Raw genomic sequence first — 11,640 nt, forward strand, 5'->3', positions numbered from 1 at the left:
ATGTATTCAGGGGGTCATGAACATGAAAAACAGAGGGAAATCGGATATGAGGTTGGCATTGGTACTGCTTTTCCCAAGCGTCTTTTTAGTGCTTTTGCTTGTGGCATATCCAATGATATCCAACATAAAGATTAGTTTTTTTGATCTGCCAATCAATCCACGGCTAGATGCGACCTTTGTCGGGTTAAAAAACTATACGGACATACTGACGGATGTCGAATTCATTAAATCATTAGGAATTACAGTTTTATACATGATACTGGCAGTGGCAGGGAGTACGGCATTGGGATTGGCCGTGGCGATCTTTTTTAATCGCCCCTTCAAATTCCGTAAAGCAGCCCGATCCTTAATTATCCTGTCTTATGTAACCCCTTCGATTTCCTTGGTATTTGCGTGGAAATACATGTTCAATAATGGATATGGTGTCATAAATCATCTGGGAGTGGACGTGTTCCATTTATTCGATAAGGCGCCCCTATGGTTTGACAATCCTGTCAGCAGCTTCATACTGGTCGTGCTTTTTGCAATATGGAGATACTTCCCATATGCATTCATCTCGTTTCTGGCAATCTTGCAGACAGTGGATTCCAGTTTATATGAAGCGGCGGAAATCGATGGGGCGTCAACGTGGGAGAAGTTCAAGAATGTGACCATCCCGGCGATCATGCCTGTGCTGATAACGATAATAACCCTTCGTTCCATCTGGTTGTTCTATATGTTCACAGATGTATATCTGTTAACGAACAAAGTGAACATCATCGGGATTTACTTATACGAAACGGCATTTGCCTTTAATGATCTTGGTAAGGCCGCATCCATTTCTGTCATTCTTTTCATTATCCTTTCCATCGTAATAATAGCATCAAGAAAGCGGGTGAAATTCAATGGCAATGGCTAGCAGTAAAAAGAATAAAGCAGCAAGGAAGATCGGGTTTTATACCGGGCTGATCGCCTTATTGATCGTTTCCCTATTCCCATTTTTCATCATGCTGATGACTTCCTTCAAGACCTCTAGGGAAGCGGTTGCTACCGAACCAACCTTTTTTCCGAAGCATTGGACATTCCAGCATTATGTTGATATCTTCAACCCGGATATCTTCCCTTTTTTATCTTATTTTAAAAACAGCTTAACTGTGGCTCTCACTGCAGCGCTGCTGTCGGTTTTAATCGGCATTTTCGGGGCCTATGCCCTTTCGAAATTGAACTTTATCGGAAAGACGACCATTAATGCCAGCTTTTATACCGTGTATATGCTGTCTGGGATTTTGCTTATCGTGCCGTTATTCAAGATCATTTCCGGGCTCGGCTTGTATGATACGAAAACGGCACTGATCATCACGATGATCGTTCAAACGCTTCCCACTTCGATTTTTATGTTAAAAAGTTATTTTGACACCATTCCGGATGATTTGGAGGAAGCAGCGATGATCGATGGATTAAACCGAATCCAGATCATTTTCTATATTATCATCCCTCTAGCTCTATCAGGGATTATATCTGTTTTTGTATATTCCTTTATGGTCGCCTGGAATGATTACTTGTTTGCATCGATATTCCTATCGGATTCGGCAAACTTCACGCTTCCCATCGGCTTGAATGCCTTGTTCAGTACACCTGATTATATATGGGGAAGAATGATGGCAGCTTCGCTTATAACGGCATTGCCTGTTGTAGGGATGTACGCAATCTCCGAGCACTTCATAAAAGGGAACATGACCGAAGGCGGAGTGAAGGGATAATCGGGAAAAATCAAATAAACGAGAGAAGGTATATAGGATGAAAAAATTAGTTGCAGTAAAACCAAGAGTAGCGGCATTGGTCGATTACGAAGAAAGTGCCATCAAGCCGAATGAAGTGAAAATAGATGTACAGTTCGCCTCGCCTAAACATGGTACGGAGGTGATTGACTTTCGTGGGATGACACCTTTCATGGATGAGGATTTTTCTGAAGAGTGGCGGATGTTCATGCCAAGGGAAGAAGGGTCGACTAAAGGGATTGTATTCGGCGAATTCCAGCTTGGGAATATGGTTGTAGGACAAATCATTGAAAAAGGAAGCGATGTAACGGGATACCAGGTGGGGGATACGGTTTGTACATACGGCCCCATCATGGAAACGGTCATTGTGAATGCTGTGGATAACCACCGATTACGTAAAATGCCTGAGGGAGCTAAATGGCAAAATGCCGTGTGCTATGATCCCGCACAATTTGCCATGAGCGGTGTACGTGATGCCAATGTACGCGCAGGTGATTATGTCGTAGTGGTGGGACTTGGTGCAATTGGACAATTGGCCATCCAGCTGGCAAAAAAAGCGGGTGCGAGTATCGTTGTCGGTGTTGATCCCTTGAGTCAACGCAGGGAGATCGCACGGCGTAACGGGGCGGATGTTTGTTTTGATCCGACCATCGATGATGTTGGTTTTGAAGTGAAAAAGCTGACAAACAAAATAGGGGCGGATTCAATCATTGAAACAAGCGGAAATGCGGCAGCTCTTCAAGCGGCACTGAAGGGCATTGCTTATGGTGGCATCATTTCATATGTGGCCTTTGGGAAAGCCTTTCCGGAAGGTTTGAACTTTGGAAGGGAAGCCCATTTCAATAATGCCAAAATCGTGTTCTCCCGCGCAGCAAGCGAGCCTAATCCAGATTATCCACGCTGGAACAGAAAGCGCATCGAAGAGACCTGCTGGGAGTTGCTAATGAACGGTTATTTAAATTGCGAGGATATCATCGAACCAATCGTTACGTTTGAACAAAGTGCAGAAGCCTATATGGAATATGTCGATCAGCATCCCGAATTAAGTATCAAAATGGGAATTGACTATAAAAAATGAGTCTTTAGCGCGCGATGTTTAATGATGAGTACTTGTGAATGGGGGCTTTATTTATGAAAATCGGTACACAGGATCAAGCGTTTTTTCCGAGGGATATGAAAGAAAAATTCTTTTTCTTAAAAGAAGCAGGCTTTGAAGGATATGAAATCGATGGCAAACTCCTTGTCGACCATTTGGAAGAAGTGAAGGTTGCCATTGAGGAGACAGGGCTTCCGGTAACGACTGCCTGCGGAGGCTACACCGGTTGGATCGGTGACTTCGACGAGGAACGCAGGCTGAACGGATTAGCTGAAATCAAAAAAATCCTTGAGGCGCTCAAAGAAGTGGGCGGGAAAGGGATTGTCGTTCCAGCTGCCTGGGGCATGTTCACGTACCGCTTGCCGCCAATGCATTCTCCTAGAAGCCAGGAGGCAGATAGGAAGGCCATTACCGATTCCCTGCTTTACTTGGAGACAATTGCAAAGGAAACCGGGACAACGATATTTCTTGAACCTTTGAATCGCTATCAAGATCATATGATCAATACGCTGGCAGATGCAAGGAGTTATATAGAAGCAAATGAGTTGGGCAACGTGAAAATCATCGCGGATTTCTATCATATGAACATTGAAGAAGATGATATATCCGAGGCACTTCATCTGAATCAGGATTTGGTGCGGCACATCCATCTGGCGGATAACCACCGTTTTCAGCCAGGCAGCGGTTCACTGGACTTCAAACGACACTTTGATCAGCTTAAAGAAGATGGATATGATGGTTTTTTAACACTGGAATGCCGTGTAAGGGGAATTGATCCGAAAGCGGAATATATGAAAGCGTTACATTACCTAAAGCAATCACTAGGCTAAAGGGGCTGACTGAAGATGAAGAAGAGAATTGCGATAATTGGTGGAGGGCAAATGGCGGAAAAGGTCCATGTTTCATACTACCGTACCAGGAATGAGGTTGAAATTGTCGCAGTTGTCGGCTCAAATTTCGAACGGACAAAAGAGTTTGCGGAACGGAATGGAATCGCCCGATACTATACGGATGTAGAGGAAATGTTTCAAGCGGAACACCCGGACATCGTCAGTGTCTGCACGCCGAATAAATTCCATCATGAGCATGTCATGAAGGCTTTGGAGCATGGCTGTCATGTTCTCTGCGAGAAGCCGCCTTCCATTTCAAGCCAAGAAGCAAGGCAGATGCAAGAAGTGGCTAAAGAAAAAAATCTAATTCTCGCTTATAATTTTCACCATCGCTTTGCCGAAGACGTTGAAATCATGCAGCAAAAAGTGGCGGAAGGCGTGCTTGGGGATGTTTATGTTGTAAAAGCGAAGGCGCTGCGCCGAAGCGGTGTACCTGGTTGGGGAAATTTCACTAACAAAGAAGCGCAGGGCGGGGGGCCCCTGATAGATTTGGGCGTCCACATGCTCGATGCCGCCCTCCATGTTTTAGGTTATCCAAAAGTCGAAAAGGTAACGGCAAAAATGTTTCAAAAAATCGGCACGAAAAAATCGCACGGATCTTTTGGTGAATGGGATCCAAACAAGTATGAAGTGGAGGATTCCCTATTTGGATTCATAGAGCTTGAAGGCGGGTGCTTGCTGCAAATCGAGACTTCATTTGCTCTGAATATAAAAGAAACATCCATCATGAATGTGGAATTCCTTGGGGATGAGGCGGGTGCAACCCTGTTTCCTGCCCATATTTATTCCGATCGAAAAGGGGAATTGGTGACGATATTGGATAGGAAGACAGCCGATCCAGAAAGGCTACAGAAAGGAATGGCAGCCTTTGTTGATAAATGCCTAGGCAAAGAGGTCATGGTGGCTGATGGAAGAGAAGGTTACTTGATCATGCAACTCGTCGAAGCTCTCTATCAATCTGCTGAAAAAGGTGAAAGCATAACGATATGAAAAAATTAGAAGAAAATAGTTTCGATCCGCGCTATATAAATAAATTCGCTAGTTTAATGACTGTAGGCAACGGATATTTCGGTCTGCGTGCTTCCCATGAAGAAAATTATGTAAATCAAACAAGAGGGATGTATGTGGCAGGGATTTATAATAAAGCTACAGTCAATGAACCGTCCGATTTGGTCAACTTGCCAGATGTGGCGGGCATGAATATTGAGCTTGATGGAGAGGTCTTTTCCCTATTAACAGGAGAGATTCTTTCCTACAAACGCCAGTTGAACCTTGAAAACGGGGAACTGCGACGTGATATATTATGGAAAAGCAGAACCGGTTCACGCTTCCGCCTTACGTTTCAGCGTTTTGCCGCAAAAAACGACCGCCATGTTCTGGCAACTAAATTGACGGTTACTTCTTTGGATAAACCTGCTCAAATGAAAATCGTGACTGGAATCGATGCACAGCAAACGAATTTTGGAAGACAGCATCTTATTGAAGAAAAGGTTCGTGTTGCGGAAGGGGACTTGCTTCAGGGAACCTATAAAACAACCGAATCGGGGCATACCATCGCAATTGCAACATGTTGTACTGGTTCAGTCAAAGGCGAGATGTCCCACACTGCTAAAAATAGGCAGCTGCTATCCGCCATTAATCAAAACCTTCTGGCTGATACCCCTTTCGTTCTTGAAAAAATGAGCGTCATTTTTACGTCCCTGGATGGTGATTTAAGGGGGGAAAGCCCTGAAGAAGCAACGGAAGCGGTCCTACGAAGCTGCTCTGCTGTTGGATATGATGCTTTGCTGCATAAATCGGCAGGGGAGTGGGCGCAATTTTGGATGGAAAAGCGCATCAAAGTGGCATCGACGAGGGATTTTGACCAGCTTGCCATCGATTTTTCCCTATATCAACTGGAGGTCATGACACCTGCCCATGATGAGCGGTTTAGCGTAGGTGCAAAGGGGTTGACGGGAGAAGGTTATAAAGGTCATGTGTTTTGGGATACGGAAATATTCATAACACCGTTTCATCTGTATACGGAGCCGGAAAAAGCGAGGAAGCTTTTGCGTTACCGTTATCTGAGGCTGAAGCAAGCGCTGGATAAAGCTGCAACGAATGGCTATGAAGGGGCTTTGTTCCCTTGGGAAAGTGCGTTCACTGGTGAAGAAGAAACACCTGAATTTGCAGCCATCAACATTAAAACCGGGAAGCGTCAGAAGGTGGCCTCCGCTTTGGCGGAGCACCATATTGTTGCAGACATTGCCTATACTGTAGTGAAATACTACCAAAATACATGGGATGACTGGTTCATGAAAAAAGAAGGGCTGGAGCTTCTTAAGGAAACGAGCCGGTTTTGGATCAGCCGGGCCGTGGAAGAAAATGACCAGCTGGTTATCAAAGATGTCATCGGACCGGATGAGTACACGGAGCATATCGATAATAATGCCTTTACCAATTATATGGCTTGGTACAATGTCGAGCAGGCGCTGTTTTTTATGGATAAATACGGGGATGATGATCGGCAATTAAAGGATCGGGGCCATGAGTTTTTGAAGCGCTTATATCTGCCTAAGGCCAATGATGATAAAATCATCCCCCAAGATGATACCTTCCTGAGCAAGCCTGAGATCGACCTTTCACGGTACAAACAAGCTCAGGGCAGTCAGGGCATCCTTATGGATTATTCACGTCAAGAAGTGAATGAGATGCAAATCCTGAAACAGGCGGATGTCGTCATGCTGCTCTACTTATTACCGGATGTATTTCCAAGTGATATAATCTATGAAAATCTGCGTTATTATGAGGAGCATACCATCCACGACTCTTCATTGAGCAAAGCGATTCATGCCATAGTTGCAGCAAGGGCGGGGGAAATCGAAAAGGCATACGAATTTTTCCAGGAGAGCTGTTTAATCGACTTGGGCCCGAATCCTCAATCCTCTGATGAGGGACTTCATGCTGCTTCCCTCGGTGCCATCTGGATGGCTGCAATGTTCGGTTTTGCAAATGTCTCGATCAAGAATCAGCGGTTAAGTCTGGACCCTAAGCTGCCATCAGGATGGTCAGAACTTGCTTTCCCGCTCATTTTCCAAGGGTCTCGCTTACATATTGCCCTAACCCACAACCAAGCCGTCATAACCAAGGTTTCGGGTGATGACGTATGTATCGAACTAAATGGGACTGAATTTCTCGTATCGGACAAATTTGCAATGGACCTTCACTAAAAGAGAATAGCATCCGTTCTTGCTAGCGATCATTAAAAAAATTGGAGGCAAACATGAAAGTAGTCATTGCACCAGATTCATTTAAAGAGAGTTTACCAGCAGACGAAGTGGCAAGAGCCATTCAAGCTGGATTTCTGTCCATTTTCCCGCAAGCGGAGTATCACTTGCTGCCAATTGCAGATGGCGGTGAAGGTACGGTACAGGCATTGGTATCCGCACATAACGGAAGCATCGAAAGCGTATTCGTTACAGGTCCGCTTGGAATTCCGGTAGAAGCGAAAATAGCATTCTCGAATGATGGCAAGACAGCTTTTATCGAAATGGCGGAGGCTTGCGGATTACACCTTGTTCCGAAGGATCGGCGAAATCCGTTACATACCACTTCCTTTGGTGTGGGAGAGCTGATGCTTCATGCGCTGAATCATGGAGCTGCGGAACTAATCATTGGAGTGGGCGGGAGTTCAACGAATGATGGCGGTGTGGGCATGGCATCCGCGCTTGGTTATGAATTTTTCGATGAACAAGGAAAGCAGGTAGAGGGTATCGGCAAGGATCTATTTCATATAACTTCATTGTCTGATCGCAACCGTGATCGGCGTTTGGATACTGTAAAAATAGTAGTGGCGGCAGATGTCGATAACCCCTTAACGGGCAGGAATGGTGCTACGTATATCTATGGACCGCAAAAAGGGCTGCCTAAAGAGATGTTGAATGAGATGGATCAAGCCATGGGCAGGTTTCATCAAATCGCAGGCAGCTATATGGGAACGGATGTCTCCTCCTTGCCGGGAAGCGGTGCAGGCGGAGGGATGGGGGCAGGTCTGCTGTTATTCACAGGAGCTCAAATAAAGAAGGGCATCGATCTCGTGCTGGAGCATTTAAAGATGAAAGAAATCTGCCAAGATGCGGATATCGTGATCGTCGGCGAAGGAAAAATAGATAGCCAAACAATAAATGGAAAAGCACCTGCTGGCGTAGCGAAATGTGCGCCGCGAAAAGCGAAGGTGATAGCGATTTGCGGAAGTGTGGGTGAAGGCTCGGAGGCTCTTTATGATCATGGCTTTGATGCGATCTTCCCCACCATTCCTGCCATGCTGCCAATTGAAAACATTCTAAGCGGTGCATTTGCAAATATCGAGAGAACATCTCGAAATGTGGCAGCATTGCTTCGAAATGAAAGGGATGGTTCCAATGGATGAAAAATTTATCGATGCTGTAGTATTCGACCTTGATGGTGTCATAACGGATACAGCGCATTATCATTTCCTGGCTTGGCGGGACCTCGCTCGTGAGATAAACATCGATATTGACGAAATGTTTAACGAGAGGTTAAAGGGTGTAAGCCGCATGGCTTCACTTGAACTGATTCTACAGGAAGGCAATCGACAAAATGACTTTTCGCTAAGTGAAAAAGAAGAAATGGCTGAAAAGAAGAATCAACATTATTGTCAGTTTTTGAAGCAGTTGACGCCTCATGATATACTGCCGGGAATCATCGAGCTGATAACCGCCATCAAAAGTGAAGGAGTCCCTATTGGCCTTGCTTCCGTTTCCAGAAATGCAAGCACTGTATTGAAGGCACTTCAGTTAGAGGATACTTTTGATTATGTTGTCGATGCTTCAAAAGTGAAAAAGTCAAAACCCGATCCGGAAATTTTCCTAACAGCATGTAACCAGCTTGAGGCAAACCCAAAACGTTCAATTGGTATTGAAGATGCATCTGCAGGCATCGACTCGATCAAGGCAAGCGAAATGTTTGCTGTAGGAGTGGGCAATACCCTTTTCAAATCCGATTATCAGGTAGATGCAACGAACGAACTCAATTGGGAAGTAATCAAGGCTGAATATATCAAGTCCGTAAAAGTAACGCGCTCATGAAACCCGTCCTCCTTCATCGGAGGACGGGTTTTTTTATGTTTATAAGGAAAGGGATTGTTTTCAACGCCATTTTCTAAAAACATGTTTTTCCTTTTAGTAGTGTGGTCAAGATCCCTGAGCTGTATGGGGAAATGGTCGAGCGTTCAATCTTCCTGTTTCATAGTCAATATCTCCAGATTCAAAATAACCAGTCTGGAAGTATGGTCCTGGTTTGTAATATAGGTGTAAAAGTTCGTGTGAAGTTGTAAACAAATATTTACATTTCTAATAATGTACAGTTTTACGTATTACTGTATAATGTTGAAGCATGTCAAATAACTTAACAAAGGAGAGGGCACATGAAGATTATTCTGAAGGTTGAAAAAAAACGTTTCCCCTGTAACCATCTTTAATTAAACAACGTTAATGCTTTTCGATTTTCCCACTGGCGATGGTGGATGTTAACCAAAAAAGACCAAGGATGTGAGAATGAAAAGAATGATAAAAGATACTAGATTTCAAGGATATAACATGAAGGGTTTTCAAAAAGACGTAACGGCAGGATTGGTTGTAGGCGTCGTAGCCATTCCTCTAGGACTTGCATTTGCAATTGCTTCAGGCGTAGAACCGATATACGGATTATATACGACGATCATAGCGGGAATTCTCATTTCCATTTTGGGAGGATCTAAATATCAAATTGGTGGACCTACAGGTGCATTCGTTCCCTTATTATTCGGCATCGTTATGCAATATGGCTATGAAAGCTTGCTGATTGCCGGGTTTTTGGCGGGACTGATGTTAGTCCTGATGGGCCTGCTAAAGCTGGGCAATTTGATGAAGTTCATCCCCCGTCCAGTCATCATCGGTTTTACGACAGGCATTGCCATCATCATCTTTTCGGGACAGATTGCCAGCTTCCTGGGAATGAAAGTGGAAAAGCATGAAGCGTTTATAGATAACATGAAGGAGCTTGTGATTAAAGCGGACACGATCAGTTTATATAGTATTGCTGTTGCGTGTATATGCTTCATCGTCATCCTGCTGGCACCAAGAGTTCTGCCACGAGTGCCAGGACCTCTGCTGGGCCTGCTTGTCTCGACATTGGCAGCCTACTTTTTATTTCGGGATAAGGTAGCCACCATTGGATCTACGTATGGAGCCATTCCGAAAGGGTTCCCCGAATTCCATGTACCGGAGTTATCAGTGGAAACCATCATCACACTCCTCCCAGTTGCCTTTACGATTGCCTTGTTAGGCGGTGTTGAGTCATTGTTATCCGCCACGGTGGCTGATAACATGGGAGGAACCAAGCATGATAGCAATAAGGAATTGGTTGGCCAAGGGATTGCGAATATGGCGACTCCATTCTTTGGCGGGATACCGGCAACGGGTGCCATTGCGAGGACTGCGACAAACATAAAAAGCGGTGCCGTTTCCCCTATGTCTGGAGTCATTCATGGAATCGTCGTTTTGTTGGTTTTGCTCGTGCTTTCTCCTTTTGCAGCGCATATTCCATTGGCCAGCATGGCACCGATATTGATGTTTGTAGCCTGGAATATGAGTGAAAGGAAGGAATTCGCTCATGTATTGAAAACGAAGACGACCGATTCAGCTGTTTTATTAGTGACTTTTCTCGTCACGGTCTTCACTGATTTAATCATGGGAGTCGGCATTGGCTTATTGATTGCGTTCGTCACCTTCATTAAGAAAATGAGCCATACGTTAAAGGTCAGGGAAAGGAAAGATGATATCACGGAAATCGTCTCAACCGATGATTCGGGTTCAAAGATCAATGTGTATAACTTGGAGGGGCCGTTATTCTTTGGATCGATAGATGTATTGGAGTCTTCGATATTGGCAAATTTGGATAATAAGACGAAGATATTGGTATTAAGCATGCGGCGGGTAACCTATATGGATACCTCAGCAGAGGCTGCACTATTGGCGATCGTTAATCGCATCGGAAAATACAAAGGAAAACTGATCATTTCCGGAATCCAGCAACAACCGAAGGAATTGCTTCTCAGCACGGGACTGTATCATAAAATCGAAAAACAGCATTTTTTCAAATCCAGGGAAGATGCCCTCTATTTTGCAAAAAAGCAATTGAATGGAAGTACGGATAAAGTAGTCTAATTGATTCATCCTGGAAGTCCCTTTTTGGAATGTTATGTTATAGTATCGTTAACAGTAGATTTTAAAAGAAGGTGACTATCTGGGTGAATATTTATCGGATTGGCCAGCTCGCTGAACTTGCAAATGTCTCGAGGAGAACCATTGATTATTACACACAACTAGGAATGCTGAACTACGAAAAAACTGGGTCCAGATACCGATATTACACGGAAGATGCACTAAACCGTCTTCAAATGATCAATCGGTATAAAGAACAGAATATGCCTTTGAATGAAATCAAGAAACGATTGCAGGTCTGGAAGCAAACCACCGTCGATTCTGAGCAAGTGCTCTTGATGGTGGACAAATTGTCTGCAGACCTTAAGGAGCTGGAAAATGAATTGATGGAATTAAAGCCTTTGCTAAACCAGCTCGATGAACAGCAGGTCTCGTTTGCCGTAAAGCAGCTTTCCGTTAGAAGCAGCTCTTTATTGAGCATCATTGCCATGCTTGCTTAAGCTTGTTTAAGACCCGATTGGGTCTCAGTTTGTAGACAAAAGGGGTTCGGAATTAAAAAATTCCGAACCCCTTTTGAAATTCCTTTGAAATTTTAACCAAAGGTTACGAGATTTGGGCTCTTCGAGCCACTATGTTAAGCCATTTTAGGACCTTGCCATGTCCAAGTGGCCATCTTCTTTACATTCATGGCAGCG

Annotated in this window: 10 protein-coding genes; all 10 read left to right on the top strand. The window is 44.3% G+C overall.

What is annotated here, in order from left to right; translation table 11 throughout:
* Positions 1–22 precede the first annotated feature (22 nt).
* The 10 genes from AS888_RS12475 to AS888_RS12520 all read left to right on the top strand — a co-directional run bounded on the left by AS888_RS12475 (position 23) and on the right by AS888_RS12520 (position 11,445).
* Entirely contained in the window at positions 23–898 is an 876-nt protein-coding gene (locus tag AS888_RS12475) for a carbohydrate ABC transporter permease (RefSeq protein ID WP_155645474.1), read from the top strand.
* Entirely contained in the window at positions 891–1,739 is an 849-nt protein-coding gene (locus tag AS888_RS12480) for a carbohydrate ABC transporter permease (protein ID WP_061142525.1), read from the top strand. The genes AS888_RS12475 and AS888_RS12480 overlap by 8 nt, the downstream gene beginning before the upstream one ends.
* Before the next feature lie 37 nt (positions 1,740–1,776).
* Positions 1,777–2,835 carry a zinc-dependent alcohol dehydrogenase gene (locus AS888_RS12485; RefSeq protein ID WP_061142473.1) on the top strand — a complete coding sequence of 353 codons (1,059 nt, stop codon included), beginning with the start codon at positions 1,777–1,779 and terminating at the stop codon, positions 2,833–2,835.
* 53 nt (positions 2,836–2,888) lie between these two features.
* Positions 2,889–3,683, top strand: a complete 795-nt coding sequence (locus tag AS888_RS12490) for a sugar phosphate isomerase/epimerase family protein (RefSeq protein WP_061142474.1) — start codon at positions 2,889–2,891, stop codon at positions 3,681–3,683.
* Between the two features lie 15 nt (positions 3,684–3,698).
* Entirely contained in the window at positions 3,699–4,733 is a 1,035-nt protein-coding gene (locus tag AS888_RS12495) for a Gfo/Idh/MocA family protein (protein WP_061142475.1), read from the top strand.
* Positions 4,730–6,952, top strand: a complete 2,223-nt coding sequence (locus tag AS888_RS12500) for a glycoside hydrolase family 65 protein (protein ID WP_061142476.1) — start codon at positions 4,730–4,732, stop codon at positions 6,950–6,952. Before AS888_RS12495 ends, AS888_RS12500 begins: the two co-directional genes overlap by 4 nt.
* Before the next feature lie 53 nt (positions 6,953–7,005).
* Entirely contained in the window at positions 7,006–8,151 is a 1,146-nt protein-coding gene (locus tag AS888_RS12505; protein ID WP_061142477.1) for a glycerate kinase, read from the top strand.
* Positions 8,144–8,830 (top strand): beta-phosphoglucomutase, encoded by a 687-nt coding sequence (gene pgmB / locus AS888_RS12510; protein WP_260320193.1) that lies wholly within the window; start codon positions 8,144–8,146, stop codon positions 8,828–8,830. The genes AS888_RS12505 and pgmB overlap by 8 nt, the downstream gene beginning before the upstream one ends.
* 477 nt (positions 8,831–9,307) lie before the next feature.
* The gene (locus AS888_RS12515) at positions 9,308–10,948 is read left to right on the top strand and encodes a SulP family inorganic anion transporter (protein WP_061142526.1); all 1,641 of its coding nucleotides are present in this window, start codon (positions 9,308–9,310) and stop codon (positions 10,946–10,948) included.
* Positions 10,949–11,031: 83 nt separating this feature from the next.
* A complete protein-coding gene (locus AS888_RS12520) occupies positions 11,032–11,445 on the top strand; it encodes a MerR family transcriptional regulator (protein ID WP_061142479.1) in 414 nt (137 codons plus the stop codon).
* Positions 11,446–11,640: the final 195 nt, after the last annotated feature.

The sequence above is a fragment of the Peribacillus simplex genome, assembly GCF_001542915.1.
GTDB lineage: Bacteria > Bacillota > Bacilli > Bacillales > DSM-1321 > Peribacillus > Peribacillus simplex_B.

What these genes read in the sequence shown, in the direction of transcription:
- AS888_RS12475 (WP_155645474.1), top strand. Translation starts at nt 23, where the DNA reads ATGAAAAACAGAGGGAAATCGGATATGAGGTTGGCATTGGTACTGCTT.
- AS888_RS12480 (WP_061142525.1), top strand. Translation starts at nt 891, where the DNA reads ATGGCTAGCAGTAAAAAGAATAAAGCAGCAAGGAAGATCGGGTTTTAT.
- AS888_RS12485 (WP_061142473.1), top strand. Translation starts at nt 1,777, where the DNA reads ATGAAAAAATTAGTTGCAGTAAAACCAAGAGTAGCGGCATTGGTCGAT.
- AS888_RS12490 (WP_061142474.1), top strand. Translation starts at nt 2,889, where the DNA reads ATGAAAATCGGTACACAGGATCAAGCGTTTTTTCCGAGGGATATGAAA.
- AS888_RS12495 (WP_061142475.1), top strand. Translation starts at nt 3,699, where the DNA reads ATGAAGAAGAGAATTGCGATAATTGGTGGAGGGCAAATGGCGGAAAAG.
- AS888_RS12500 (WP_061142476.1), top strand. Translation starts at nt 4,730, where the DNA reads ATGAAAAAATTAGAAGAAAATAGTTTCGATCCGCGCTATATAAATAAA.
- AS888_RS12505 (WP_061142477.1), top strand. Translation starts at nt 7,006, where the DNA reads ATGAAAGTAGTCATTGCACCAGATTCATTTAAAGAGAGTTTACCAGCA.
- pgmB (WP_260320193.1), top strand. Translation starts at nt 8,144, where the DNA reads ATGGATGAAAAATTTATCGATGCTGTAGTATTCGACCTTGATGGTGTC.
- AS888_RS12515 (WP_061142526.1), top strand. Translation starts at nt 9,308, where the DNA reads ATGATAAAAGATACTAGATTTCAAGGATATAACATGAAGGGTTTTCAA.